General features: G+C 40.0%; 22 protein-coding genes and 1 tRNA gene. 10 read left to right on the top strand and 13 right to left on the bottom strand.

Features of this window, described 5'->3' with window-relative positions; all coding sequences use genetic code 11:
* Position 1: 1 nt before the first annotated feature.
* From ruvA to FHG08_RS09595, 4 genes are all read right to left on the bottom strand, one after another.
* The gene (gene ruvA, locus FHG08_RS09610) at positions 2 to 619 is read right to left on the bottom strand and encodes a Holliday junction branch migration protein RuvA (protein WP_008114133.1); all 618 of its coding nucleotides are present in this window, start codon (positions 617 to 619) and stop codon (positions 2 to 4) included.
* A gap of 2 nt (positions 620 to 621) precedes the next feature.
* Positions 622 to 1146 carry a crossover junction endodeoxyribonuclease RuvC gene (gene ruvC / locus FHG08_RS09605; RefSeq protein ID WP_008114131.1) on the bottom strand — a complete coding sequence of 175 codons (525 nt, stop codon included), beginning with the start codon at positions 1144 to 1146 and terminating at the stop codon, positions 622 to 624.
* A 132-nt stretch (positions 1147 to 1278) separates the two neighbouring features.
* Positions 1279 to 3780, bottom strand: coding sequence for an ABC transporter permease (locus FHG08_RS09600; RefSeq protein ID WP_178955682.1), 2502 nt, complete (start codon positions 3778 to 3780; stop codon positions 1279 to 1281).
* Positions 3770 to 4483 (bottom strand): ABC transporter ATP-binding protein, encoded by a 714-nt coding sequence (locus tag FHG08_RS09595; RefSeq protein WP_178956845.1) that lies wholly within the window; start codon positions 4481 to 4483, stop codon positions 3770 to 3772. The genes FHG08_RS09600 and FHG08_RS09595 overlap by 11 nt, the downstream gene beginning before the upstream one ends.
* Here FHG08_RS09595 and FHG08_RS09590 point away from each other — a divergent pair, their 5' ends adjacent.
* Both FHG08_RS09590 and FHG08_RS09585 read left to right on the top strand, forming a co-directional pair.
* On the top strand, positions 4484 to 5107 hold the full coding sequence (locus tag FHG08_RS09590) for an arylesterase (RefSeq protein ID WP_178955680.1): 624 nt from the start codon (positions 4484 to 4486) through the stop codon (positions 5105 to 5107).
* Positions 5108 to 5223: 116 nt separating this feature from the next.
* Positions 5224 to 5300: transfer RNA gene (locus FHG08_RS09585), tRNA-Pro, on the top strand.
* 271 nt (positions 5301 to 5571) lie between these two features.
* On the opposite strand, the gene FHG08_RS09580 is transcribed toward FHG08_RS09585, so the two are convergent.
* Positions 5572 to 6741 (bottom strand): MerR family transcriptional regulator, encoded by a 1170-nt coding sequence (locus FHG08_RS09580; protein WP_178955679.1) that lies wholly within the window; start codon positions 6739 to 6741, stop codon positions 5572 to 5574.
* A 297-nt stretch (positions 6742 to 7038) separates the two neighbouring features.
* On the opposite strand from FHG08_RS09580, the gene FHG08_RS09575 reads away from it, so the two are divergent.
* Genes FHG08_RS09575 through FHG08_RS09565 form a run of 3 tightly spaced genes read left to right on the top strand, consistent with a single transcriptional unit; the run spans position 7039 to position 10684 of the window.
* On the top strand, positions 7039 to 8520 hold the full coding sequence (locus tag FHG08_RS09575) for a PAS domain-containing sensor histidine kinase (RefSeq protein WP_138608866.1): 1482 nt from the start codon (positions 7039 to 7041) through the stop codon (positions 8518 to 8520).
* Positions 8517 to 8939: a response regulator gene (locus FHG08_RS09570; protein ID WP_138608864.1), complete on the top strand. Its 423-nt coding sequence runs from the start codon at positions 8517 to 8519 to the stop codon at positions 8937 to 8939. Before FHG08_RS09575 ends, FHG08_RS09570 begins: the two co-directional genes overlap by 4 nt.
* Before the next feature lie 23 nt (positions 8940 to 8962).
* The gene (locus FHG08_RS09565) at positions 8963 to 10684 is read left to right on the top strand and encodes a GGDEF domain-containing response regulator (RefSeq protein WP_232735491.1); all 1722 of its coding nucleotides are present in this window, start codon (positions 8963 to 8965) and stop codon (positions 10682 to 10684) included.
* Between the two features lie 17 nt (positions 10685 to 10701).
* Here the strand turns inward: FHG08_RS09565 and FHG08_RS09560 are convergent, their stop codons facing one another.
* The 4 genes from FHG08_RS09560 to FHG08_RS09545 form a co-directional block, all read right to left on the bottom strand.
* Entirely contained in the window at positions 10702 to 11286 is a 585-nt protein-coding gene (locus FHG08_RS09560; protein ID WP_256872129.1) for a methyltransferase, read from the bottom strand.
* Positions 11287 to 11433: 147 nt separating this feature from the next.
* Positions 11434 to 11682 (bottom strand): hypothetical protein, encoded by a 249-nt coding sequence (locus tag FHG08_RS09555; protein WP_008114111.1) that lies wholly within the window; start codon positions 11680 to 11682, stop codon positions 11434 to 11436.
* Positions 11683 to 11773: 91 nt separating this feature from the next.
* Positions 11774 to 12325 carry a redoxin domain-containing protein gene (locus tag FHG08_RS09550; protein WP_178955675.1) on the bottom strand — a complete coding sequence of 184 codons (552 nt, stop codon included), beginning with the start codon at positions 12323 to 12325 and terminating at the stop codon, positions 11774 to 11776.
* Positions 12326 to 12336: 11 nt separating this feature from the next.
* Entirely contained in the window at positions 12337 to 12918 is a 582-nt protein-coding gene (locus FHG08_RS09545; RefSeq protein ID WP_178955673.1) for an NAD(P)H-dependent oxidoreductase, read from the bottom strand.
* A gap of 121 nt (positions 12919 to 13039) precedes the next feature.
* Between FHG08_RS09545 and FHG08_RS09540 the strand changes: the two genes are divergently transcribed.
* On the top strand, positions 13040 to 13399 hold the full coding sequence (locus FHG08_RS09540) for a helix-turn-helix domain-containing protein (RefSeq protein ID WP_010392830.1): 360 nt from the start codon (positions 13040 to 13042) through the stop codon (positions 13397 to 13399).
* A gap of 39 nt (positions 13400 to 13438) precedes the next feature.
* Here the strand turns inward: FHG08_RS09540 and FHG08_RS09535 are convergent, their stop codons facing one another.
* Positions 13439 to 14932 (bottom strand): acetyl-CoA hydrolase/transferase family protein, encoded by a 1494-nt coding sequence (locus FHG08_RS09535; RefSeq protein ID WP_178955672.1) that lies wholly within the window; start codon positions 14930 to 14932, stop codon positions 13439 to 13441.
* A gap of 387 nt (positions 14933 to 15319) precedes the next feature.
* Between FHG08_RS09535 and FHG08_RS09530 the strand changes: the two genes are divergently transcribed.
* The gene (locus FHG08_RS09530) at positions 15320 to 15916 is read left to right on the top strand and encodes a hypothetical protein (protein WP_054200650.1); all 597 of its coding nucleotides are present in this window, start codon (positions 15320 to 15322) and stop codon (positions 15914 to 15916) included.
* A gap of 47 nt (positions 15917 to 15963) precedes the next feature.
* Here FHG08_RS09530 and FHG08_RS09525 read toward each other — a convergent pair whose 3' ends face one another.
* The gene (locus FHG08_RS09525) at positions 15964 to 16515 is read right to left on the bottom strand and encodes a flavodoxin family protein (RefSeq protein WP_178955670.1); all 552 of its coding nucleotides are present in this window, start codon (positions 16513 to 16515) and stop codon (positions 15964 to 15966) included.
* A gap of 111 nt (positions 16516 to 16626) precedes the next feature.
* Positions 16627 to 18327 carry a cyanophycinase gene (locus FHG08_RS09520; RefSeq protein ID WP_178955668.1) on the bottom strand — a complete coding sequence of 567 codons (1701 nt, stop codon included), beginning with the start codon at positions 18325 to 18327 and terminating at the stop codon, positions 16627 to 16629.
* A 353-nt stretch (positions 18328 to 18680) separates the two neighbouring features.
* Here FHG08_RS09520 and FHG08_RS09515 point away from each other — a divergent pair, with 353 nt between their 5' ends.
* The 3 genes from FHG08_RS09515 to iadA all read left to right on the top strand — a co-directional run bounded on the left by FHG08_RS09515 (position 18681) and on the right by iadA (position 24332).
* Positions 18681 to 21608 (top strand): TonB-dependent receptor domain-containing protein, encoded by a 2928-nt coding sequence (locus FHG08_RS09515; RefSeq protein ID WP_178955666.1) that lies wholly within the window; start codon positions 18681 to 18683, stop codon positions 21606 to 21608.
* A 141-nt stretch (positions 21609 to 21749) separates the two neighbouring features.
* Entirely contained in the window at positions 21750 to 23153 is a 1404-nt protein-coding gene (gene yfcC / locus FHG08_RS09510; RefSeq protein ID WP_178955664.1) for a putative basic amino acid antiporter YfcC, read from the top strand.
* 12 nt (positions 23154 to 23165) lie between these two features.
* Entirely contained in the window at positions 23166 to 24332 is a 1167-nt protein-coding gene (iadA, locus tag FHG08_RS09505) for a beta-aspartyl-peptidase (protein ID WP_178955663.1), read from the top strand.
* 114 nt (positions 24333 to 24446) lie between these two features.
* Here the strand turns inward: iadA and FHG08_RS09500 are convergent, their stop codons facing one another.
* Positions 24447 to 26720: an EAL domain-containing protein gene (locus FHG08_RS09500; RefSeq protein WP_178955661.1), complete on the bottom strand. Its 2274-nt coding sequence runs from the start codon at positions 26718 to 26720 to the stop codon at positions 24447 to 24449.
* Positions 26721 to 26746: the final 26 nt, after the last annotated feature.

The following is a 26746-nucleotide window of genomic DNA, read 5'->3' as shown; positions in this document are numbered from 1 at the left end:
CTCACAGCATTGATTTCAAAGATTCTTTAATTAGAACCTCAGTCGACATATCGGGTTTGCTTACTGATTTTACTGCTTTTTGCGCTTGTGGCAATTTATAACCGAGCGCCACTAACGCCGAAACCGCATCATCGGCCGCATTATTAGCTATAGTTGCATCGCTCGCAGGCTCTATTACGGCGCTGTCGCTAAATGGGGTAAATAAGTCGTTGCCCCAATTCTTTAATCGGTCTTTCATTTCGAGCACTAAGCGCTCGGCGGTTTTTTTACCTACCCCTGGCAGTTTAACCAAGGCGGTAGCGTCTTCATTATTTACGCAACTTACAAACTGCTGCGCCGACATACCCGACAAAATAGCTAAACCCAACTTAGGTCCTACGCCATTGGCTTTTAACAGCTCTCGAAATAAGGCTCGTTCGGTTTTATTATTAAAGCCAAACAATAACTGTGCGTCTTCGCGTACAACAAAGTGAGTGTACACAATGGCGTTGTCGCCCACTTTGGGTAAATCATAAAAACAGGTCATTGGCATTTGTACTTCGTAGCCAACGCCACTCACTTCTAATAATATTTCTGGGGGCTGTTTTTCAACTAACACGCCGTTTAAGCGACCTATCATTGTTATTTCCTTAGACGTCCTCTAACGGTTTTGCTTGCGCTACCCGCTAGTTTTATTAAATTTTGTTCAGAGTGAGCATGGCAAATTGCAATCGCGAGTGCATCTGCTGCATCGGCTTGCGGCGTACCTGGCAGTTTAAGTATATTTTTAACCATATGTTGCACTTGCGATTTATCTGCTCCACCGTTACCCACCACGGCTTGCTTTATTTGCCGTGCAGAGTATTCAAACACCGGTAAGTCGGCCATAGAGGCCCCCACAATGGCAGCACCACGGGCTTGCCCAAGCTTTAAAGCAGAATCGGGGTTATGTGCCATAAATACTTTTTCTATGGCAAAGGTTTCAGGCGAAAACTGCTCTATAAGCTGCGTAATACCTTGGTAGATCATTTTAAGTCGGGTGGGAAAGTCATGATCGGCTAATTTAATACAGCCACTGCCTAAGTATGTAAACTTAGCACCTTGGTGCGCAACCACACCGTAACCCGTTAAACGCGAGCCCGGATCGATCCCTAAAATAATGGCCAAACAGCACTCTCATTATTGTTATTTATTAATAATGCTAATAATGCCAGAGCACTGTATAAATTACCAGTACCAAGCCAAAACAAAAATGCCTACTTAAAAAGTAGGCATTTAAACTCTATTTGGCCAAAAAGTTTACGCCAATGCGCGCACTAAGCCTTGGGTGTTTTGTTTGAGCGTACGGGCAATCATAAAATAACCTAAACCTGCTACAAACACGCCACCAGCAACGGGGCCAATAATCCAAATATTTGGATGCAGCTTACCCGCCAAATCAAACATTTGCTGCTGCACTATTAACAGTGCAATATCACTAAAAAATGCAGCGACCAGTCCGGCTAAACCGCCCAGTAATAAAAACTCATATAAAGTGGCATTTTTTATTAATCGGCTTTTAGCACCTAACGTACGCAATATTACGATTTCTTGCATGCGCTCACCTAAGCTTGCTTGCACCTGCGATATTAGTACCAACGCACCACATAACACCACAATAGCCAATACAAAACCAATGGCTAACGACACTTGCTCAATAGTCGACTGTATTTGCTTAACAAAATTATCTACATCAATTGCTGTAATAGTGGGGTATGAACGTAATAACTGGCTAAAGTCGCGCTTTTGCTCAGGTTCAATGCGTACCGATGAAATATAGGTTGCCGGAAAGTCGCTAAGTACATCTGGGCTTAAAATAATAAAAAAGTTAGGCTTGAGTGTGGCCCAATTTACTTTTCGCACACTGGTTATTTTAGCATCAAACGACTGCGCACCGATTAAAAATGTAAGAGTATCGCCTAATTTAACATCGAGGCGCTGCATCATCGACTCTTCCAGTGAGGCCTCGGCAACGGCGTCATCGCCAAACCACTGGCCATCGATAATGTCATTTTGCGAAGGGACTTCGTCAAGCCAGGTTAAATTGAGCTCGCGGCCAATGCCTGAGCGGGCTTCTTCGTCTTTTTTCTCGTTATCTTGCAGTGACACTTCACGCGCAACCGCTTCACCGTTGACGGCATTTACGCGACCACGAATAGTCGGGTAAAACTCCGACACCTGAATGCCTTTTTGTGCTAAATATTCATTAACTGGGTCCAGTTCATTTTGCGTAATATTCACTAAAAAAGCATTAGGTGCATCACTTGGTAATTGTGACTGCCAATCAGAAATAATATCATTTTTAAGCACAATTAAAAATAACAGTAATTTAATAGCTAACGAAAAACTAATTAACTGCACTGCATTAACATTGGCGCGCTTTTGAATAGACGCAATAGCCAAAGACCAGCTGTTACCCGGCTTTAAGCCAAGCTTGCGGCCACCGCCAAATATTAACTTAGAGATTAAAAATAACACCAAAATAAGCGCAAGCGTTGAGACAAACAAAATAAGCGTAATTTTTATGTTATTACTAAATAACCACATTAATAAAAACACGGTGAGTGCACTTAGCCCTAAATGAATTTTACTTACCGCTAGTCGATCGCCTAAATTACGGCGAAGTACTCTGAGCGGTGGAATATCAAATAAATCTAAAAGTGGCTTAATAGAGAACATAACCGCACAAATAACCCCTGTACTAATCGCCACCAGCCAAGGTTTAAAACCAGCCATGGGCAGTTCGGTACCCATACTTTTAGCTAAATAACCGGTAGCCATCTCTTGCAAACCATAGCCAATAGCTAGGCCAACAACCACCGCCATGGTACATACCATTAATAGGTGCATAAGGTAAATTTTACGGATCATATCTCGGCTGCCACCTAAAGTTTTCATCATTGCGACTGGGTCGTATTGACGCTCACAATAGCGCTTAGCCGATACTGCAATAGCAACCGCGGCTAAAATAATCCCTAGCAAACCGGCTAATAACAAAAAGCTTTCAGCTCTATTTAAGCTATTTGAAATGGGCGATTGACGGTCTTTAACACCATACCAGTTTTGGTTTTCTTTAAGTTGCGGTTTTAACCAATCGTAAAAACTATTTATTTCGCTTTCATCACCTGCATACAACTGGCGGTAAAATACACGGCTACCGGGCTGTATTACTTCAGTTTTTGGTACATCGTCAATATTAATTAGTACCCTGCGGCTGCTAGAGAACACATTAAACGGCGCATCGGGTTCTTCAACAATCACCTTTTCCACATTGAATAACGCAGCACCTAGCTCAACTTGGTCGCCTACGTTTATATTTAAACTGTAAAAAACCGATTCACTTAGCCACACGTTACCGGGGGTTGGTGCCCCCGGGGCAACTTCTGTTTCTGCGTTTAAGCCCGACTTAACCTTTAACTGGCCTTTAAGCGGGTAACTGTTTGACGCAGCTTTTACTGAGCTAAATTGCATTTCATCGTTTGCAAACAGCATAGTGTCAAAATACACCATTTGCGCTGTTTTGAGGTTTTGCTGTTTGGCTTGAGTAATATAAGCGGTATCTATGGCATGGTTACTGGCCAACACCCTATCGGCTGCAATAAAGGCACTACTTTTTTGCGCAATACTTTGTGCAATTCGCTCGGTCACCATAGATAAAGTAAGCACCGTTAACACCGCTAAAGCAATGGCTGCACTTATAACGGTTAGTTCACCACGGCGAAACTCTCGAGAAAATAGTTTAAGTGCTAATTTAGCCCACATTTGCCATTTCCTCAGTTGAATTATGTACCAGCTCACCGGCTTCAATCTGAATAATACGTTCACACTTTTGCGCCAGTGCTTCATCGTGGGTAACTAAAATAAGCGTTGTGCCATTTTGCTTATTTAAATCAAATAATAACGACTCAATCATATGGCCGTTTTTGCTATCTAGGTTAGCTGATGGCTCGTCGGCAAACAGTATTTTAGGCGAACCCACAAATGCACGAGCAATAGCAACACGTTGTTGCTCACCACCAGATAACTGCGATGGGTAATGATCAATACGATGACTCAAACCAACTTTTTCAAGCAAGGCGAGTCCCTGCTCTTTAGCGTCATGTTCGCCAGCAAGCTCTGCAGGTAGCATCACATTTTCAAGTGCGGTTAAACTTTGCACCAACATGAAAGACTGAAATACAAAACCGACTTTAGCGGCTCTCAGTGCTGCTCGCGCTTCTTCATCTAACTTGTGCAAAGGCTCACCATCTAACATTACCTCGCCACTGCTGGCGGTATCAAGCCCTGCTAGCAAGCTCAATAATGTAGACTTACCAGAACCCGATGTGCCAACAACAGCAACAGACTCACCATGCTTGACATTAAAGCTGATGTCGCTGAGGATGGACAACTCACCTTCAAAGGTGGAAACCACTTTAGACAAACCATTTACTTGAATTATATTTAATTGAGAAAGCGCTGACATATGACTCATTCAATCCTACGTTGTGTATTCATTTTATTTTTAGTTATTAACCCACTACACGCGGCAGCTAACAACACGATTTTAATACTTGGTGATAGTTTAAGCGCAGCCTATGGCTTAAAACAAGAACAAGGCTGGGTGCAATTGTTACAAGATAAATACGATGCCGAGCAACGCCCTATCAACTTAGTAAATGCCAGTATTAGCGGCGAAACCACCGGCGGAGCATTGCGCCGATTAGACGCGCTACTTGAGCAATATCAACCCACTCACGTACTTATTGAGCTCGGTGCCAATGACGGCCTGCGCGGTTTTCCAATCACTAAAATGCAAACTAACTTAACCGCTTTAATTAAAAAAAGCCAAGCTGCAGATGCACAAACCGCACTTATGGAAATATATATTCCACCTAACTATGGCCCTCGGTACAGTAAAATGTTCACCGATAGCTTTGCCAGTGTTAGTGAAGCTACTAACTCACATTTAATGCCGTTTTTTATACTTAAAGTAGCAGGAAAAAACGAGCTAATGCAAAACGATAACTTACACCCTAACAAAACTGCACAACCAATACTACGAGATGAAATGTATAACACGATCAACCAGTGGTTAAATAAAGACTAGGGCCGTAAAGAGTCTCCTGCGCAAGTCCTTAAAACTAAGCGCTTGCGCAATAAACATCCAAACAAACAAAAGCTTATTGATTTTTTTATAAATACACGTACTATTGCTATCAAAGTCGGTATGTGGCGCAGCTTGGTAGCGCACTGTCATGGGGTGGCAGGGGTCGAGAGTTCGAATCTCTCCATACCGACCATTTAAATCCTTTCATAATTCTATATTATTCAATAAAAACTGCTTTCCTTTCGTACTACCTAATTTAATAATAAAAAATATCGCACATTTATCGCACCGACTAATTTATTGACTGTTTTTCTGCTTTTTGATTTCCATGGTATTGAGATTATGTGACGCCACAGTTAAATACTTTTCAAATAATAATTAAAAACACCATTCAACCGGTTAATATGAATGGTGTTTAAGCTAAAGTTATTTATTCTATGGGTTAGCCCATGGTTATTGATTTCTTAAAGCCTTTTAGCAATAAAAAACTGATAACCAAATTCGCCTAAATGAGATTTATATAAATCTATTTCATTTTGAATATCAACCACAGCTTGTGACCCAGTCATTTTTGATGCAACATCTTGTAAGCGCAGTTCGAGTGGCTCGTAATAATTCTTCCAAGCTTGCACTGATACCGTAAATGTATGCTGAAGCTGGTAGCCAGCTTTTTCTATTTGTGATTTACGTGTATTAACTGTTTGTATATCTGGATAATCGCTCTTCCAATAATCAATAGCATCTTGACTTGGGCTGTCAGTTAACCAAACTAAATCGCTAAAAACCAAAGTACCATCGTCGGTGAGTAACGATTTCCATTTTTTTAGGGCGTTTTCTATACCCATTATATAAGCCGAGGCTTCAGCCCAAATAACGTCAAACTTTTTAGTGCCAAAGTTTAATTCTGTCATGCTGGTGCATTTAGTTGATACCCGCTCACTCAAGTTATGCTGCTTTATTTTATCTTCTACTTTATCAAGCGCACTTTGCTCATTGTCAGTCGCTATTATTTCTGCGTTCGATAACCTTTCGAGTAATATTGTTGAGTAACCCTTGCCACAGCCAATCTCTAAAATTCGTTTAGGATTGGTACTAAGTAAATGAAACGCTTTTTTCGTGTCCTCTTCACTATTAGGCCCCCAAGATTCTAGTGCTGCAAATACGCTCATAAAATCTTGCATATATTTGTCATGTTCGTTCATATCTTTTGATAACCACCTAATTCTTAGAGCTTGCTTTTCGTTAAACCCTTGAGTTTTTAACCAGTCAATATGCGCATCTGGAGCCACTTCGCTAAGCATTTCATGCCATGACTTGCTACTGTTTTCTCCTAACAGAGACGACAGCAAAGCCAATGACTTTTGTTTTCGTTTAATGTCTTCTTCTAATTCGTTATAACGAAACTTAAGAACAGACTTATCTAACTTACTATCGAGGCAAGACTTACATTCAGCCAAGCTCAGTCCACCACTTTTTAGGTGTTGAACTAAACGCACCTGCTGTAAAACTCTTTCGCTATATACTCGGTAGCCACTTTCTAACCTCTTACTAGAAATTAGCTTAAGCTTTTCGTAATAAAGTAAAGTGGTCCTCGATAAACCAACTAATGCACCTAGCTCAGAAATACGATACACATATGACTCCATACATTTTTAAATGCGATGTTAAATGTAAACTATAGAGTAATAGACAGGTCAAGTGTCAACCTAAACTCTTTGTGTTGGTGTGAAATGATTTTTATTAAAAGCTGAAAGAAACACGTCTTTTATACACCTCACTCTGAACAGTACGTTCATAATGACTCGCTAAAATACAAGAAGAAATTATTAAAATTAGCATTTAAACAATATGATCATCCTCTAGATTTGCTGTTCATTACTTGTTCGACTATTACTATACTATAGGAACTACATTTACTTGCGGGATGCTTGATGGACCTTAAAAAAGTAAATAAAAAATCTAATTCGCCAAGTGTAAATGTAAATATGGATGAAGCATTTTTAACTCAGCTAGTTAATTGTTTACCCATGGGGGCAATGATAGTTAATACTGATGCTCAGATCCTTTTTGCCAATAGTCAACTATCTGAAATACTGGGGTATGAGGATTCAGAACTCATAGGAATGAACATAGATAGTTTACTTCCAGCGCAATTTAAAGCGAACCATACCCATTTGATGAGTCAGTTTTTTGTTAACCCTCGAAAACGCTTAATGGGTGAAGGTCGTGAGTTATTTGCGAGTCAAAAAAATGGTAAGCAAATCCCAATCGAAATAGGCTTAAACCCAATACACGGACAACAAGAGTTAGTTTTAGCCACACTGGTTGATATATCGCAAAGGCTGCGCGCTAACAATATGTTTCAACGCTCTATTCAGGCTGCACCACATGGTGTGTTAATAGTAGACCAAGCGGGCATTATTCAAGCGGTTAATCAATCGTTATGTAAATCTTTTGGCTACAGTGAAATAGAATTACTCGATAAAAAAATGGAAATGCTATTACCGCAGCGCTATCAAGGGCACCATTCAGCACTTCGCCATTCATTTCATCGTGAACCCAGTGTCAGAAGTATGGGAGTAGGCAGAGATTTAACCGCCTTACACAAAGATGGAAAAGAATTCCCAGTTGAAGTGGGCCTGAGTCCTTTTATAAACACCAATGACGAAGACATGGTATTTGTGTCCTTGTTAGATATAACAGAACGAAAACGAATGGAAACCGAGCTAAAAGAAAATAACACTAGCCTGAAAGAATTTACCTATGTGGCCTCTCATGATTTACGCTCTCCATTGCGAGGCATTTCAAACTTAATTGAATGGGTAAAAGAAGATTTGGGCACTACCACGCCTGAAGTCGAATATAACTTAACGCGTATTGATGATCGTATTCACAAAATGGAGACGTTAATAGATAATTTATTGGCCTATGCAAGAGCTGGTAAAGCCAGCCTAGATACTCAAGTAATCGATATGCATAAATTAATTTATAACGTTACCGAACTGTTAGATTTACCAGTTGGAATGAAGATTCATAAAGACATTCAATTAAATACCATCGTGACTGCATGGACGCCACTTGAAACCGTGGTCCGTAATTTATTAAGTAACGCTATTAAACACCATGACAGTAAAGAAGGAACTATAGAGATTAGTTGTGTAGCAGAAAATACGCTTTGCCATATCACTGTGACTGATGATGGACCCGGTATACCACCAGAGGCTTACGAGCGTATTTTTAGTTTGTTTCAAACAACTTCCGATGATAAGTCGGTTTCAGGTATAGGGCTGTCTATTAGTCGGCGCCTTGCACAAGCCCATGGTGGGCGCATTTCAGTTAGTTCAAATGAACCGCACAAAGGGTCAACATTTCATGTTTGGTGGCCACGCTTTGCTAGGAAAGAGAATTTATGATCAAAAATCTATCCATACTACTTGTTGAGGACGACGATGTTGCCGCGGAAGCCGTTACAAGAAGCTTAAAAAAAGTTGATCCTAAAATTAAAATAATTTGGAAACAAAACGGAAAACTTGCGCTAGATGCGTTACGAGAAAAAGCGCAACAAAAAGAAATATCGGAGCCTTACTTGGTATTACTTGATTTAAATATGCCAGTGATGAATGGGTTTGAATTTTTAGACCATATTCGTAAAGATAAAAACTTAAACAATACCGTTGTATTTATACTAACGACCTCCAATGAGGATAACGATCGTACTCGCGCGTATCATAACAACGTAGCAGGTTATATGGTTAAACATGCAATTGGCCCGCAGTTTGCCAAATTAGCGATACTTATGGATGCTTATATACATGCCATTGAGCTTGAATAAGCTATTTTGCAAGAGATATGGATATGAGAACTTCAATAGATGATTTTGAAAGCTGCGACACTATTAACCTACTCATTGTTGATGACGATGCGGTTGATAGAGAACATATACGTCGTATGATATCTCGCTCTAACATACAGGCGAAAATTTCAGAAGCATCCTCTATTGAAAGCTCGATGTCTTATCTTGAACATGGGGAGTTTGATTGCGTCATAGTTGATTATCGATTAGGTATCGGCTCCGGGCTTACCCTGCTAGATAATATTAGAAAGTCTGTAAATAATCATTGCGCTGTGATTATGATCACGGGATTGGGAGATGAACAAATAGCAGCAGAAGCTATGCGGCTAGGAGCAAGCGATTATTTACTTAAAAACCAATTAAAAAGCGCTCAGTTGATACACTCTATATCTAGCTCTATTCAACGCGCAAGCTCAGAGAAAAAACTTCATGACATGGCACATTACGATAGCCTAACAGGCCTAGCAAGCCGCCCTATTTTAATCGATCAACTTCAACAAGCTATTACATCTCACCAAAAGCTCGCCGTTGCCTATTTAGATTTAGATAACTTTAAACCTATTAATGACAAATACGGTCACGAAATCGGAGATTTCGTGTTGAAAACCATTGCCCAAAGGCTACAAAACACATTACGCAAGGAAGATACACTAGCGCGTATTGGTGGAGATGAGTTTATCCTTTTATTAAGAGGGGCTGCGCACACAATACAAGAATATGAGATTCTGTTACAAGACGTGCTAATTGAGGTAAATGATCCGATAAAATTAGCAGAGTTTTCGTGCTCCGTTCAAATTTCAGTCAGCATCGGCGTTGCACTTCCCAGTGATGATGGCTTAACTTGTGATGACATTTTACGAAGAGCCGATCAAACTATGTACCAAGCAAAAAGATCAGGAACAAACCGGATTCTGTTTTTTGATCCAGAGGAAGAAAGCCTAAGGCATGCAAGACATGATTTGTTATTGGCTGCTGAAAAAGGCATTGCTCGTAAAGAGTTTATTCTACATTATCAACCAAAGGTAAATTTAATGGATCACCAGTTGATTGGCGTTGAAGCCTTAATACGCTGGAATCACCCTACTTTGGGTTTACTTTACCCTGGTCACTTTTCAGAGGCATTAGAGCACCCACACATTGGTATATTAATTGGTGAATGGGTACTTGCTGAAGCCTTAAAACAACATAAAATTTGGACTAGAAATCATCTTTCTATGAGTGTAAACATCTCTCCAGCTCATTTACTTAGTGAGGGCTTTGTTGAAAACCTCAGAGAGTTACTCATCAGCACTAATAATATAAAACCAAAAACCCTCGAATTAGAAATTTTAGAGAGCACCACCATTGGAAACGTTGAACAGGCAGTCGACGTTCTCAATGGCTGTCGAAATTTAGGGGTAAGTATTGCGTTAGACGACTTTGGTACAGGTTACGCCTCTTTGAGTTACTTAAAAAAATTACCTTTAGATACATTAAAAATAGATCAAAGCTTTGTTAAAAAGCTCCTATCAGACCATGAAGACAAGTCCATCGTTACCTGTATCGTGGCGCTAAGTAAAGCATTTGGGTTTAACCTAATAGCAGAGGGGATCGAGTCGCAAGAGCTCGAAAAAGTACTTATAGATATGGGTTGCTATCATGGGCAAGGCTATTATATTGCCAAACCAATGTCTGCAGATAACATGAACTTATGGATAAAAAATATGACATCAACTAAGCACTGAATCCAAATAATATCCCTCTATTTGGATTGCCAGTGGTATACATAAATAGGCGTTTGGTAAAAATCTTTAAGCTTGATAACGTTAGTTGGTTTACATGAAGGTAAAGCGAAGGTATTACTCACAATAGTGATTTTATTATTAACTTTTTCATGCTTTAACTTATCTTCAAGCGCTACCATACCACCAGGAAACAAGTAACATACCAAAGTAGACGCAGAACTAAGATCGGCATTTTTGAAGTCTTTACGATAGAGGGTAAGATTACCTAAACCCAAACTATATTTAAAAAGCACTGAAACCATCCAAGGAAACCACGATAACTCATAGCCAATAACATGTTTATTAGGATAATTTTTAGCAACCGCTATAACGAGCGTCCCCCAACCTGAACCCAAATCAATTAATGCGCCTTTTTCATCCATGCTTATTGCATTAAGCATAGTTTGGCGCGCTTTGCTTGAGCTCATCATCGGTGAAATTCCCGTTTTTAGCGTGCTCCAAACAATAGATAAAGCGATTAGAAGAACTAAAAAGAAAAGTCCGATAGCAATAAAGTCCATACTAACTAACACCTGATAACGGTTGAATATTGATGATTTCACCTGAGCTATTTCGCTTTTACATAATAAAACTAGTGAAACCATTACATAGCGTGCCATTTGTGTAAATTTATTTTATATTTAACACCTGTTTAAAATAAAACCACAAAAAAAGCGCCATTTGGCGCTTTTTAAATTAGTAGTAAGGTACTAGTGCTTACGCCCTACGCCGTTGCGCACCATGTCTTGTCCGCTTTGGAAGATCTCTTCGGTAATTTCACGTGCTAATAAAAGTTGTTGCTTGTCATCAAACACGGCTACAAAACGGCTGCCGTCAGCATTGTTAGTTGCCATACCCACGCCTGCTACGCCGGTTAAACCTAGGCCGCCGTTTTCAACTTGCAGTAAAAAACTTTCAAGTTCAGCGAGTGTATCGATTGCAGTTAGTTTGTTTTCCATTATGGTTACTCTGTGTTGCTCGCCATAGCGAGTCTGTAAATAATATGCAGTTATTTTACAGATCATAGTGGCAAACTTAAACCATCAAACATTAACCTTTATGCATTCCACGAATAGGGTAATTATTATCAGGGTTTTTAATCCAAGTTATACCTCGCAATAAAGTAGACAGATCTGGTCTTACAAATGGGTTATTTGAGATATCAACAACTTGTATTGTACCGTGTTCATTCACTACATACACAGCAGGCTCAGCAAATAAATGGTCTGTTTCTTGAGCGTTGCGAGGTTGAGAAACATACAGCCCTAACGCATTCATTTGTTCAGGCTTTAATTCAAACGCAATGGGATAACTCACTGATAACTTCTCTTTATGTGTTAACAACTGCGCTTCGCTGTCGGCCGATACAGCAATTAAAGAAACTCCAATGTCTTGTAATGACTGTTTAATTTCTTCTAACTGATTTAGATACTGCGTACACATAGGACAATGCTGGCCACGATACACAACCACCATTTGCCAAGCAGCGTCTTGCTGGACACGCCCTAACTCTACTTCGTTACTATTTAGTACAGGGCAATTAATCTTTGGGAAACGACTCCCCGGAAGAAGTTTATTTGTATACTGTGATGCATTAGTCATTGTGTTTCCTCTCAAAAGTGTGTACTTATATGTGCTTTAAAGCGCGCTAAGTCAGTATCTATATCGGCGTTTTTCATAACATCAAAACAAGCAATGGTAGGCATTGCTGTCATACCAAAAAACTTAAAGTTCATATGCATTGGGAACATTAAGTCGTCAACACTTTTACCATTAAAAAATTCTTCTAAATTGTTAAATGACTCCTCTGGTGCGTTAAATGTGAGTGACATCATATATTTAGTATCTTTAAGTGTGCCACCTGTGCCATAACCGCTTTTTGGGTCGTCCTGGTGACGACCATCGCCATTACACATGGCGCCACCCATACCGGCTGTATACACCTCGTCCATATATCTTTTAAACGAAAATGGCACGCCCATCCAGTTAATAGGTGATTGCAGTAAGACAACGTCAGCCCATTTATGAAGTGCTAATTGTGCCTCTACATCAATACTATCTGTCATAGTTACGGTTTTAACTTCATGGCCTTTTTCTATCAGTATCGATGATGCTACATCAACTAGGGTGGCATTTAATTTGCCCTCTGAAAAAGAATAATATTGGTGTGCATTTATAATGAGTACCTTGCTCATGTGATCTCTCCAAAAATAGTACAAAAATTGGTCTTTACTTTAATGTGGTATATAATAGTTACCTGAAGAATAGATTCAATTAGTATACTTTTAGTAACCACCCTATTTTAGAGGTTAAATTTTGGAAAGCTCTATAGAAACAGATAGTAAGGGAAGAAAAAAAGTTTTAAATGCCTGCTTAGAACCTTGTGCTATTGAAAAAGGAATGCGCTTAATTGGCGGGAAGTGGACAAGCTCTATTATTTATCACTTAAAAGATGAACCTGTTCGCTTTAATGATCTAACTCGAATGTTAGGTGGAGCGAGCAAAAAAATGATAGATCAACGTTTAAAAGAGTTAGAGGCCAATAAGATGGTTTTAAGGACGGTGATCAGCACTAGACCTATTGCTGTCACCTACGAGCTCACTGAGTTTGGGCGCTCTGCACTAGGAATTCTTCACGATCTTAGGGTTTGGTCTGAGTCTAATATTTTAGACTAATTACAAAATAAAAACCCCGCAGATGCGGGGTTTTATGTATTAACTTTGCTTCATTGTGCCTTGTTGCTCAAGGCGGGTATGCCAGCTGAATGCCTCTTCTAAAATATGAGGCGTATGACCGCCACGAACACATGCACGCTCGTAGTAGTCAAGCATGGCGTTGCGATAATCTGGGTGTACACAGTGCTTAATGACTTCAATTGCACGTTCGCGTGGCGCTAAACCGCGTAAATCAGCAAGGCCTTGCTCGGTTACTAAAATATCAACATCGTGCTCAGTATGATCAACATGGCTTACCATAGGCACAACACTTGAAATAGCGCCACCTTTGGCAATTGATTTAGTTACAAACACCGATACATGCGCATTACGTGCAAAGTCGCCTGAACCACCAATACCGTTCATCATTTTAGTACCACACACATGGGTTGAGTTAACGTTGCCATATATATCAAACTCAAGTGCAGTGTTAATTGCAATAATACCTAAACGACGCACAATTTCAGGGTGGTTCGACATTTCTTGTGGACGAAGTACTAGCTTATCACGATACTTTTCAAGGTTATTAAATACTTGTGAGTTACAACGCTCTGATAAAATAATTGAACACCCTGATGCAAAATTAAGTTTACCCGCATCAATTAAATCAAAGGTAGAATCTTGTAGTACCTCTGAATACATAGTGAGGTCTTTAAAATCAGAGTCTAATAAACCCATCATTACTGCGTTGGCAATGTTACCTATACCGGCTTGTAATGGGCCTAGGTTTTCAGGCATACGCTGTTGTGCTACTTCTTCTTTAAAAAAGTTCACTAAGTGACGTGCAATAGAGGCTGTATCTGCATCTGGGTCGGTAACGGTTGAAAATGAGTCACTTTGATTGGTAAATACAATACCCACAATTTTAGCCGGATCAATTGGAATTGCAGTACTACCAATGCGGTCATCTACTTTCACTAGCGGCACTGGCGTACGTGTAGGACGATAAGATGGAATATAAATGTCGTGCAGCCCTTCAAGCTCTGGCTGGTGTAACATATTAATTTCTACAATTACCTGTTTGGCAAAAATAGCAAAGCTGGCTGAATTGCCCACTGATGTTGTAGGTACTATGTGGCCTTCTTCAGTAATAGCTACGGCTTCAATGACCGCTACATCAGGCATAGTTAACTGATGATTACGTAGCTGTTCAACGGTTTCAGATAAATGCTGGTCAATAAACATGACCTCACCGTTGTTAATCGCTTTACGTAATGTGCTGTCTACTTGAAATGGCATACGACGCGCTAACGCACCTGATTCAGTTAGTAGCTTATCTAAGTCGTTTCCTAATGACGCGCCCGTCATTAAGTTAATTTTCATTGGGTTTTCACGCACTCGCTCTGCAAGCGCACGTGGTACAGCTTTCGCTTCACCGGCACGAGTAAAACCACTCATACCCACGGTCATACCGTCTTTAATAAATAAACTGGCCTGCTCTGCAGACATTACTTTGTTGTGTAAGTCGCTACGACGAATTCGTTCTAATTGCATTTGGAACCCCTTAAACCCCATTTTTATTTGGCGCTATTCTAAGTATTTCCTTATGCTTCGTAAGCTAGACCTAAGTCTCATTTACGCATTGTTGATATAAAAACATCGCGAAGCGTTTTAATTTTGTACACTTTATTACTTAACTTATTGGTGATAATAAGGTTAAAATACTAAAAAACGCATACAACTATTTAACTCACTGAGTTTAAAAACAAACAAAACCAATTAAAATCAACAGCTTAAAATTTCAATCAGGAAGGTTGAAATTTTTAATTGTATAAAAATTTAGCCGCGCTATGCGGAGCTTACAAAATAATAAACTGTTCATTCATTGGGCAGTAACCTTGTGAGGAATAGAATCCACAATTTAGGTATTAAGGAAAATACATGGATTTGTCTGACGAAGAAATTAACTTTTTATCTGGCTTATTTGAACCTAGTCAAAGTAGTGCATTAATCAATGAAACAAAGTTAACAGTACAAGCATCAATACCAGATGGTATTGCGCATTTACTTGGTCAAGCTAAATTAACCTTATTAGCAGAAGTAGCCCACTACCAACTATGGTTCCCACTTCAATTTAAAACCGATGAATTAGGCCATTTCAGTACTGTATTAGAAGCCCCCGAAGTAATTGACACTAAAGGTATTCAGCGCAGCTGGCGGTTGAGCGAATTAAATATCCAAAGCCAAGGTTTTTGCATTGAATCTATATCTAGCACAGGGATATTTTTAAAACCCACATCAGTACACAGTGAACTTGATGAGTTGCAGAATATGCAATTTATTTTACCCAACGAAGCGGCGATATCATTAGATATAGAACCGGTTAGGCAGAGTAAGTGTGGCATAGCAGCAAAAATTAAACACATTCACCATGGTAAAGAGCAGCTAAGAGCGTATTTATTTGAAGTTCATAAACGTCAATTTTCAAGCCTATACCAGCTAGAGCACAAACAACAAAAATTGGAATTATCAAACTAAAAAAGCCACACAATGTGGCTTTTTTAACTTATTTTATCGAGTGACTTTTACTTTAAGCGTTTGGCTATATCAGCTACACGTTCGCCGTATAAACGGGCCGTTTCTAAATCGCCTGATGGAATAGCAGATTCATCTGCATCAGTAGGTGATTGCACTAATACGCCAACTGAACCGCCTAAATTATTGATGTCTTGACGAGTTGATTCCAGTTTATTGGCCGGTGGTAACCCTAGGCTTACCCAAATTCCACCATGTTGCGAAGCCAATGTTTGCATACTAATTAGAGTGACTTGTTTATCGCCATTTAGGCTGCCGCTATTAGTAAACCCGCCAAATATTTTGTCTTTCCACCCCATGGTAAACCATACTTTAGAGGTAGCATCAACAAACTTTTTAAACTGCCAAGGATATGAGCCCATATAGGTAGGTGCACCAAAAATAATGGCGTCTGCATTGTTTAACGTATCCCAATCGGCGTCTTGTATATCGCCATTTTCATCAATAGCAATAAGTTGAGCGTTTGCTCCATCAGCTACAAATTCAGCCACTTTTTTGGTATGGCCATATCCCGAAAAATAAATAACCGCTACTTTACTCATGAACCTTCCTTTTGTTGTGATTTAATAAACACGCTTTAAATATAGTATGGCCGCTAAAGTTAAAATCAACTAAGCAGCGTGTTTAATTAAATTAGCTTGCGTGGCATTAAATTAAAAGGTACTCACTGCAATTTCTAAATTACTCACCGCACAGCCATACTGCGCAGCACTAATACGATGATATGCCGACTCAGGCGTGGTAGATAGGCTAATAATAAACTCACCTTGCTGACCAACAGCCGTTTGTTCTTGGCTAAGGCACATGGCTTGCGTTAAAGAGCGTAATTTGGCATCCATTAAAATACTGCCAAAACGCTGAACTGGTAAAGGCGGTATTTTAATTGCTGGTAATGCTTGGCTAATACTGCGCTGACTTAAGGTATAATCGTTATTTTTAATATCAATCACACTTCCCACAGGCCAATAAGAGTAACTATAGGTTTTAGTTTTAGCCTGAGCTTGCCCTGTTGATTTAACCATCACTACACCATTTTTACCAATTACGGTCATTAAATTGCCAGCTTCAGATTTAATCACCACTAAGGCTGTGGTTTCGTCTACACCAAAACCGAATGTCGGCTGATCTTGGTTTGCGCTTAAGTCGTCGAGCAAAGTGCCTAGTCTTAATGTACGGTTTCGCTCGCTAAAGTGTGTATCGAGTACACCGTAACTAAATGTGCCTAAACCCCCAAAGCGGTTGTAAGTTAAACTATCGCTGTTTGAGCGTTCACTTGGGGCATCAATGGCTTGTGCGCCTTCTTTCAATGCCGACAAGCTAGTGCCATTGGTGATCATCACCACATTCCCGGCGTGGGCTTGCCCACCACTTTGCACCGCGGTACCTGCACTTGTTCCAACAATAACAGGGCGAGACTGTAATGCTTTTGTCCAAGGGTAAGGCTGGTTATTTTCATCAAATAATACTTTTCGAGTTAGGCTTTGATCGCCACCATTAAACATCACACCGGTACTGTTTTTTATTAGCTCTACTAAAGCGTCGATGCCTTTTTTACACAATTGATATTCAGCTTGTGTGCGATCAGGGTAAATATGTTCGCGTTGATATAGCCCCATTTCGGAGTGCCTAAGCGTGGTTAAATCATCACACTTGTTGGTGGTTATTGCTTTAGCAAGCGCAGGGGTTAATGCAAGCCATTGCGAATTTACATTAGGGAAGCTTAGTAATCCTTCGTAAAAATCAGCAGATTCATAAGGGTCTCTGCTTGAGGCGGTAATGGCCAGTATACTCGGGTTGGAGTTATTAACTTTTAAACTACCCGATATAAACTGCAAAATCTCTGTCGCTGCCGATTCGCTATTAAGCGCAGTATTTACCCGCTCTTTTAGCCGTGTGTTGTCGCTTTTTATTTGAGCTACTTCAAGCATATCTATTACAAAATTGTATTCTTGATCCGATAAACTATTGAGCTGTTTGCTATCAATATCGCGCCACAACCATAACAGTTCTTTTTTCGATAATGTGGGCGATGACTTAGCCTGCATTGTTGCTAAATTTTTAATAGTGTTATTTTTAGCTTGGCTATTTTTACTGGGCCATTGTTGCTTTATTTGGCTAATTTTAGTGTGAGAGAGCGCAAATACATTATGCGTTTTACCCGAGATCTGAGTATTTTTTTCACAGTTTTTAGAGCTTAAACTGGCGCATGTTGTGAGAGCTCCCCCCACTAAAACAAGAGTTTGATTAGACTCTTTTGCGCCTAACTGTAGCGAAAAAGCAATTAAAATTGAGTAAAAAGCGGTTATTATTCGCGATTTAACTAACCGCTTGTTTGGTAAATTTATTCGTTCCATTATGTTACACTCATGTGAAAAATTATAAGAAATAACTTGCGAGAGCGTCTCTCACTTGCTATAAAAAAAAGGAACTTTAAAACGCGAGTAAGCTAGCACCCATTTGCTAGCTTTGTCAAAAACCTTTTTGGAACGAGAATTATGTTTAAAAAAGCAACACTGCTTACAACATATTTCTACTCACCACACTACCTTTCGGAGTGGTTTGACGAGTAGCCCACCACCTCACTAATTTCTGTGAGGGGCTCAGCGTGTCATTTCACCATTGCCCTGTCTAAAAAACCATAATAATTAAAGCCTTAAGAAATATTAAACCTATTTCTGCGCGCTTAAAAAAGACAAAAGGTACTACAATGTTTCGTCAACTAACTATTGCGGCCACAGTAAGCACTTTACTGAGCCCTGTCACTTGTGTGTATGCACAAGAAACTCAAACTAATACCAACATTGAACGAGTAGAAGTAACAGGATCTCGCTTAAAAGGCGTTGATCTGGAAGGCACTATTCCACTAACCGTGCTAGACCAAGATGCAATCAAACGCTCTGGTGCTAATACCATTCATGAATTACTCAAAGATTTATCTGTTTTTAAAGGCGGAAGTGGCACATTTTCAACCTCTGAAAGTGGCGGTACGTCTACCTCAACACCAGCGGGTCAATCAGCAGCGAGCTTAAGAGGCATGGGGCCATCAGCAACGCTTACATTAATAAATGGGCGAAGAGTTGCGCCTAGCTCATTTGCTGCAGGCACTGAAAACTTTGTAGATGTTAATTCTATTCCACTTGCGGCCATTGAACGTATTGATATTTTAGCCACCGGTGCATCAGCCGTTTATGGTGCCGATGCTGTAGCGGGTGTTATTAACTATATTTTAAAAGATGATTTTGAAGGCGCTGAAATCAATACTTCGTTTGCCGATAGCTTTGATCAACATGACGAAAGTAAAAAACAATTAAACTTAGTGTATGGTACAAAAATAGGCGAGAGTAACTTAACGGTATTTGCAGATATATATGACCGTAACGCTTTTAAAGCCACCGATCGTAATTACACGGCCTCTCCCTCTTTAGTGAATGGTTACTCCTATTTACCTAAGCTGGAGAACTCACCTAATATTTATTATTTCAGCAGCCGAGATGGTAACGAACTTCCATCACCAAACTGCAAAACCGAGTTAGTTACTACTGAACTTGATGAACAAATTTGTGCTTACTACCCAAATCAAGATGATTACCTAGAAACGCCATTTGAAAGCCTTTCAACTGGCTTTATGTTTAATAGTGAGCTTGGTGGTCTACAATGGCATACTGATTTTTTTTACAGTCAGACCAAGGCAAAAGCGTATTCATCGCCCTCACCTATTAACCAAATTAATGATGACGACGGCCCGTATGTTTTAGAAGACGCCTTATTTATTTACGATAATGCCGATGGTAGTAATGATTTAATGGATCAACTTTATATTGACCCATTTGATACTCAAAGTGGCCGAGAAGTATATGGCTTTGCGTTTGACGCGCGCTTTAATGCCCCAAGAACGGTGGAAGTAGAAACGAAAAACTTTCGCTTGGTAAGCAGTCTAAGTGGTGAAATTGGTGATTGGGGTTGGGAATCTGGTGTTACTCTTTCTCGCTCACGTTCAGAGCAAGAAGCGATTGCAGGGGTATATAATCGTTACCAGTTTCATGGCGCGATTACAGGCGAGCTATGTTCAGACGGTACGCTGGCAAGTTATGACGGTACTGACTTAAATTGTGTATCTGGGGAGTTGCTACCTTTTTACAACCCTTTCCTTCAAGGCGACGCCGCTAATGATGCCGTTTTGGCAACAGCGCAAGCTCGCCCAACACGCAGTGGAGAAAGTACTGTTTACGGCTGGGATGCTAACTTTAATGGTGAACTATTTACCTTTAACGACCTACCAGCCTATGCCTCATTTGGGGTAGAAGCACGCCGTGAAGAGCTAAGCGACTTTCCTTCGCTTAATTCACAAGCTCAAGCAGACAAAGACTACCTTGTTGATGTATTTGGCTTTGGCTCTAGCTTATCAGAAGCCGAGCGCACTCAATATGCCGCCTTTGCTGAATTAAGTATTTCACTGAGTGAGCAAATAGAGCTGCAAGCAGCGGGTCGATACGATCATTACGATGATTTTGGTGGCACCTTTAATCCTAAAATAGGTTTGAGCTATCGCCCGACTGATTCGTTAGTTGTTCGTGGTTCATGGTCAACCTCGTTTAGAGCACCATCATTAACTCAAGCTGGCGTTAAATTAAGAACCACGCAATCTACTTTTGACTGTGGTGCCAACCAAGCTGTAGCCGATTTATACTGTATGGGTGATGGCACCCAAGTGAGTGTTAATTCGTTAGAGTTAGGTAACCCTAATCTAAATGCAGAAGAATCTGAGGCTATCAGTGTTGGCTTTGCATGGAGTCCATCGGCTAATACTAATTTAACCATTGATTATTGGCAGTTTGATCATGAAGAAGTAATCGATACCAACATGACCGCAGTGCTCGACCGCGCTATAACTGATGCGTCACTTCGTCACTGTGGCATTGTCCCACCGGGCGAGCAAGGCATATCGTACGATGAAGCATTATGTGATGTCACCGACACCAGTGGTTTAAACATAGAGCAAGACGGCGCTAATTTAACTGAAATTTTAAGCAGTTATATAGATGAATTTAACCCACGTGATGACGAGCTATTTTTACCGTTGTTTCGCGATCATGCTATCCCACTTGAAAACACTGGTACACAAACATTAGCAGGCATAGACTTTAAGTTTGACCATAGGTTTGTATTACCAAGCGGCGATTTGACCTTTGCGTTTGACGGTACTCATTACCTTGAGTTTGAACGTAATAAACCGGGGTCTGACTCGTTAGAGAAGTTGGTAGGAACTTATCGTTATCCTGAAAATGTTGCGCGTATGTCAATAGATTGGGAAGCGCAAAATTACTACCTTAACTTAGGTGCAAACTACACCAGCAGCTACGAAGATGATATAAAAGGCCTGCGTGGTCGTGAAATTGATGAGCTAGATTCGCTTGGCGTATTAGACTCAAAAGGTGAGCATCAGGTTGATGACTGGCTCGTTTGGGATTTATCAGCGGGTTTTTATGTTAATAAATCACTGACTTTGCGTGCGCGCATCAATAATATTTTTGATAAACAGCCACCCACTCTTTATGGCTCAAACCGTGGCTTTGATTCAATTAATCATAATGCCCTAGGTGCTAATTACAAATTAAGTATTAGCTACCGTTTTTAACCACTTAGCCGCAAAGCAAACGCTTTGCGGCCTTCCTTTTATTACAGGTCATGGCTACAGTGACACTGCCTATTAAGTGCTAAAGTACGTTTAAGCGTTTATTTACGCATCAACACAATGACCTTTTATTAAAGTGAAATTATGAAACAAAAACAATTTTCTATGCCCGATGCCAGCATCATTTTGCTGTGTGTGGCAGTGATTGCCTATATGGCCACGGTATTTATTACCCCCGGGGTATTTAATGCAGAATCTGGTAGCCACACTGTGCAGCTTTCACAATATCAAGCCGTTAACGACCAACAATCACCACCTGTTTTTGCACAAGGTGGGGACATTGGTTTAGCAAATGTATTGTTTGAAGGCTTAGTGTCGGGTGATAAATATGGTGCAGCTATTGGCGTAATGGCGTTTATTTTAATCACTGGCGGTGCCTTTGGCATTATTATGAAAACCGGTGCGATTAATAACGGCATTATGGCACTTATTAATAAAACCAAGCGGGTTGAATGGCTGTTTATTCCCTTACTGTTTTTACTATTTTCGTTAGGCGGCGCGGTATTTGGTATGGGCGAAGAGGCTATTGCATTTTGTATTGTGCTGCTCCCTATTATGCAACAACTTGGCTACGACGCTAAAGTCACTGTACTTACAACTTATGTGGCTACGCAAATAGGCTTTGCCACCTCATGGATGAACCCTTTTAGCATTGCTATAGCGCAATCGATAGCTGAAATTCCAGTATTTTCTGGTGCGGGCTTTCGTATGTTAGCGTGGGCTTGTTTTACCCTTGTAGGCCTTGTGTTTACTATGCGCTATGCAAAACGGATAAAAACACAATCCCTAAAAACGGGTGATCAGCCAACGATTAAACTCAGCCTAGCCGATGCACTCACATTATTAGTGTTTGTATTGGGCATAGCCTGGGTTGTATGGGGAGTGATGGCTCGCCAATATTATATTCCTGAGCTTGCGGCACAGTTTTTTTGTATTGGCCTTATCAGTGCAATAATTGCCATCGTGTTTAAAAAGCTAACCGCGAATGAGTGCGCGGATGCGTTTAAACACGGTGCACAAGAATTATTGCCAGCGGCGTTATTAGTCGCACTGGCTAAAGGCATTGTATTACTATTAGGCGGTAGTGATTTAACCACTCCCTCAACTCTCAACACCCTGCTTTATTACTGTGCAAGTAGCATAGCCAGTGTGCCAGATTACATTGCAGCTTGGGGAATGCTGGTGTTTCAAAGTGTATTTAACTTTTTTGTTTCATCGGGTTCAGGCCAAGCTGCCATCACTATGCCGCTGATGTCTCCACTTGGCGATTTGCTCAATGTATCAAGGCAAATTGTGGTATTGGCCTTTCAATTAGGTGATGGATTAACCAATATTTTAATTCCCACCTCAGCTAGTTTAATTGGTTGTTTAGGGGTCGTGAAATTAGATTGGGGAGAATGGGCTGCGTTTATTTGGCGCTTTGCTCTAGCACTTTTTGTATTAGCAAGCGGCTTTATATTTCTTGCTTACTTTATTAATTATCAATAAAAAGAATTTGTTATGTTAACTTTAATTCAAGGTGCAAACGTTTATGCACCTACCTACCTAGGCACACAAGATGTTTTAATTGGCGGTGGTAAAATCATTGCTATTGACGAAAATATAATCCTCGACAGCAGTGTACTCGTCAAACGAATTGACGGTAAAAATAAGCTTGTTACGCCGGGGTTTGTTGACTCGTTAGTGCATATTACCGGTGGCGGTGGCGAAGCTGGATTTGCCAGCCGCACCCCTGAAATGAACCTAACCGATGCAACCCTATCGGGCACTACCACAGTGGTGGGCGCACTGGGTACCGACTCAAGCTCACGTACGCTTACCAATTTGGTTGCCAAAGCAAAAGGCCTAAAAGAGCAAGGGCTGAATGTATTTTGCCATACCGGTTCGTATCATTTACCCGCTAAAACTCTTACTCACTCAATCACTGACGACATCATGTATATAGAGGAGTTTATAGGTGTTGGCGAAGTGGCTATTTCTGATCATCGCAGTAGCCAACCTACGGTCCAGCAATTAGCAGAATTGGCAGCCGAGGCCAAAGTAGCCGGTATGCTCAGTGGTAAAAAAGGCACCGTGAGTATTCATGTCGGCCCTGTCGATAGTCACTTGAGTATTTTGCATCAGGTGGCTCAGCAAAGTGATATTAAGCTTAAACAGTTTTATCCTACGCATATGAACCGCAATAAAGCACTTCTTGATGCCGGTATTCACTTTTGTGATCAGGGCGGTACTATCGACTTTACCACCAGCACCACCGACTACGATTTAGCACATGGTGAATATGCAGCAGCCCATGCCCTTGCCTACTGCTTAGAACAAGGCGTAGCACCAAATCAACTCACTATGAGCTCAGATGGCCATGCTAGTTTACCTATTTTTGATAAAGACTTTAATTTATTAGGGCTTGAGGTGGGCAAAGAGGCATCCCTACTGAGTTCGTTTCAGCAAGCAGTCAAAGAATATAACGTCCCTATAGAGCAGGCTTTAATGAGCATAACCAGTAACCCTGCCGATATTTTAGGACTTGATAAAGGCCGCCTTAAAGCAACAAGCGACGCGGATGTTGTGCTTCTCGATAAAGAGACCTTAACCCCTGAGTATGTATGGGCTAACGGCATATTAATGGTGCAAAACCGCCACGCGGTTATAAAAGGATTGTTTGAATAAACTAGAACAGCTCAAATGCTGCTGAAATATTTCAGCAGCATTTAACGCCAAAAAATTCGTTACCCTAGTTTGAAATTTTAATCCGAAAAGGTCGCTAGAACATAGTTATTAAATTCAACTACCTTTCATTGTAGCTGAGTTTTTTGTCATAAAAACAAGACCATTTTCATTTATACATTCAGCATACACCTGAGCACTCATGGGTTTAGAAAAGTAATAACCTTGAAACTCTTTACATCCCATTTCGGACATTATTAAGACCTGTTCTTCGGTTTCTACTCCCTCGGCTACACACTTGATATTGAGTTCATCACACATCACATGCATAGCTTTAACTAAGCTTTTCTGGCGTGTAGAGCGTGTAACCTGACTTATTAAAGAGCGATCCAATTTAAGTTTATCAATAGGGTAATCAGCAAGGCGTGCAATATTTGAGTAGCCAACACCAAAGTCATCCACAGTAATAGAGAACCCCCAATCTTGCAAAGTTTGCATAAGTTTTAGAGAGTGGGCTTGGTTAGCCTCAAGTGATGTTTCGGTAAGCTCTAATTCTATTTGATTCGGTTTTACATTAAAATCCGCCAAATATTTCACCAATTTTGACATAAAGTCAGCTTGGCTAAAATCGAGCAAAGATATGTTTATTGCTATAGGTAAAAGTGGCAAACCAACTTTATTCCATTGGGCAATTTGAGCGCAGACTTTTTGAATAATTAAATCCGTTAATCTACTAATCATTCTGTACTCTTCTGCAATAGGAATAAAGACAGTTGGCGATATATTACCAAGCACAGAGCTATGCCAACGAGCTAATGCTTCAAGCCCAATACATTCACCTTTTGCATTCACTTTAGGTTGATAATGTACTGACAGATCATTTTGTTGCAAAGCTTCATCAAGTAACATGGAAATTTCATACTTTTCCATAAAAGCCTGTGATTGTTTTTGGTTGTAACCACTAAAAGGCAAGTTATAGTCTGCGAGCTTGAGCGCCTCACACGCATTACTAAGAACAATAGCACTATCTTCACCGTGCTCAGGACACTTAGCAAAACCAAATAAAAATGATTGTTGGTAATTAGTACCAAATACATCATAAGTTTGATCTAAAGTGCTTTTAATTTGTATTAATAACTTGTTTTGCTGTTCACTTGAGCTTGAACCAACAATAAAGCAAAGTTTACTACCTTCTATATACGCACAAAGCAAGGGCCCTTCAGGCATTGCTTTTAAGCGCTTATAAGCAGTAATTAGCAATGATTGGGAGTCAGCCTTTTTAAGTTTTAAATTTAAATATTCACTATTTGCGCTTTGTGTGACTACGATATAAAAGCCTTTTTGATATTTAGACGTTAACCTATCGCATTGCATCTCAAACCACTCTCGATTAGGCAATTTCGTCTGCGAGTCTCTAAACCTTAGACGTTTGTTCTCTTGCTCCATCATAGACAAGTTTTGTTTAATTAACTGCTCTTGCGTGCAATCATAAAAGTCATACACTCGGTAATTTGTACTCATTGCTATTTGCTGATAATTACTCTTATAGTAGCGACTCTTATATTCTATGATTTGATTTTTTATATTTAACTCTTTGCTATTAAGTGCAGGGAATAATCCATCAATTCTCTCAGCCTTTTCTTTCAAGCTGTTTTTTAATCCAAACATTTCAATAGCATGTTGATTTAAATCTGTAATTACTAAATTTTCGTCGACAATAATTTTAGCTTTATTAGATTCAGTAAATAAGGTGCGATAAAGCTCGTTTTTATCTTTAAGGAAGCTATTAGCATTTAACATGGTTTTGTTTAAACGTTTGGCAGCAACAATTGTTCGCGCAGTAGCCAGTGGAATACAAATATTAAAAAATAAAAATATCAGGCCTGTAATATATAAGTCAGCTTCTGGTAATTGGCTTGATATTCCTGAATAGCCAGATAAATCAACATTATTAATAATCATGTAAAAAGGTATGATGTTTAAAATACCGTAGGCCAAAGCCGTTCTGTAACCGAGTAGCATAAGAGCAATGATGGGACATGAATACATAAACATAGAACCCACCTTTGCAAGCTCTAAGTCAGTTAAAAATAAATTCATTGATAAACTACCAGCAACGATAGTTAATAAAAGTGCGTTTGCACTAAATGTGTAAAATCGCTTACTTGCTAATAAAAGACTAAAAGCAATAGTGAAAAAACTAATAGTAATAACTGCAATGTAAATTAGGTTGAATTCAATTGCGCGGGTGTATGTATAACAAACTACCAAAAAACAGAGCAAAGTAACGAGAGTTAAAATTATCCGCAGTGCACTCACCCGCCAGTGTGCGACTTCATCATGGGCAGTATGATGATCGTTAAGTAAGAAGTACTTATGGAGAAAGTGCATAATAAACAACAATTAATACATGTCAT

Origin of the sequence: Pseudoalteromonas sp. Scap03 (assembly GCF_013393115.1) — a bacterium.
Taxonomy (GTDB): domain Bacteria; phylum Pseudomonadota; class Gammaproteobacteria; order Enterobacterales; family Alteromonadaceae; genus Pseudoalteromonas.
The sequence above is the reverse complement of the archived record's forward strand: the minus strand, read 5'-3'. Positions and strand labels throughout refer to the sequence as shown.

What these genes read in the sequence shown, in the direction of transcription:
- ruvA (WP_008114133.1), bottom strand. Translation starts at nt 619, where the DNA reads ATGATAGGTCGCTTAAACGGCGTGTTAGTTGAAAAACAGCCCCCAGAA.
- FHG08_RS09600 (WP_178955682.1), bottom strand. Translation starts at nt 3,780, where the DNA reads ATGTGGGCTAAATTAGCACTTAAACTATTTTCTCGAGAGTTTCGCCGT.
- FHG08_RS09595 (WP_178956845.1), bottom strand. Translation starts at nt 4,483, where the DNA reads ATGTCAGCGCTTTCTCAATTAAATATAATTCAAGTAAATGGTTTGTCT.
- FHG08_RS09590 (WP_178955680.1), top strand. Translation starts at nt 4,484, where the DNA reads ATGACTCATTCAATCCTACGTTGTGTATTCATTTTATTTTTAGTTATT.
- FHG08_RS09575 (WP_138608866.1), top strand. Translation starts at nt 7,039, where the DNA reads ATGGACCTTAAAAAAGTAAATAAAAAATCTAATTCGCCAAGTGTAAAT.
- FHG08_RS09570 (WP_138608864.1), top strand. Translation starts at nt 8,517, where the DNA reads ATGATCAAAAATCTATCCATACTACTTGTTGAGGACGACGATGTTGCC.
- FHG08_RS09565 (WP_232735491.1), top strand. Translation starts at nt 8,963, where the DNA reads ATGAGAACTTCAATAGATGATTTTGAAAGCTGCGACACTATTAACCTA.
- FHG08_RS09555 (WP_008114111.1), bottom strand. Translation starts at nt 11,682, where the DNA reads ATGGAAAACAAACTAACTGCAATCGATACACTCGCTGAACTTGAAAGT.
- FHG08_RS09550 (WP_178955675.1), bottom strand. Translation starts at nt 12,325, where the DNA reads ATGACTAATGCATCACAGTATACAAATAAACTTCTTCCGGGGAGTCGT.
- FHG08_RS09545 (WP_178955673.1), bottom strand. Translation starts at nt 12,918, where the DNA reads ATGAGCAAGGTACTCATTATAAATGCACACCAATATTATTCTTTTTCA.
- FHG08_RS09535 (WP_178955672.1), bottom strand. Translation starts at nt 14,932, where the DNA reads ATGCAATTAGAACGAATTCGTCGTAGCGACTTACACAACAAAGTAATG.
- FHG08_RS09530 (WP_054200650.1), top strand. Translation starts at nt 15,320, where the DNA reads ATGGATTTGTCTGACGAAGAAATTAACTTTTTATCTGGCTTATTTGAA.
- FHG08_RS09525 (WP_178955670.1), bottom strand. Translation starts at nt 16,515, where the DNA reads ATGAGTAAAGTAGCGGTTATTTATTTTTCGGGATATGGCCATACCAAA.
- FHG08_RS09520 (WP_178955668.1), bottom strand. Translation starts at nt 18,327, where the DNA reads ATGGAACGAATAAATTTACCAAACAAGCGGTTAGTTAAATCGCGAATA.
- FHG08_RS09515 (WP_178955666.1), top strand. Translation starts at nt 18,681, where the DNA reads ATGTTTCGTCAACTAACTATTGCGGCCACAGTAAGCACTTTACTGAGC.
- yfcC (WP_178955664.1), top strand. Translation starts at nt 21,750, where the DNA reads ATGAAACAAAAACAATTTTCTATGCCCGATGCCAGCATCATTTTGCTG.
- iadA (WP_178955663.1), top strand. Translation starts at nt 23,166, where the DNA reads ATGTTAACTTTAATTCAAGGTGCAAACGTTTATGCACCTACCTACCTA.
- FHG08_RS09500 (WP_178955661.1), bottom strand. Translation starts at nt 26,720, where the DNA reads ATGCACTTTCTCCATAAGTACTTCTTACTTAACGATCATCATACTGCC.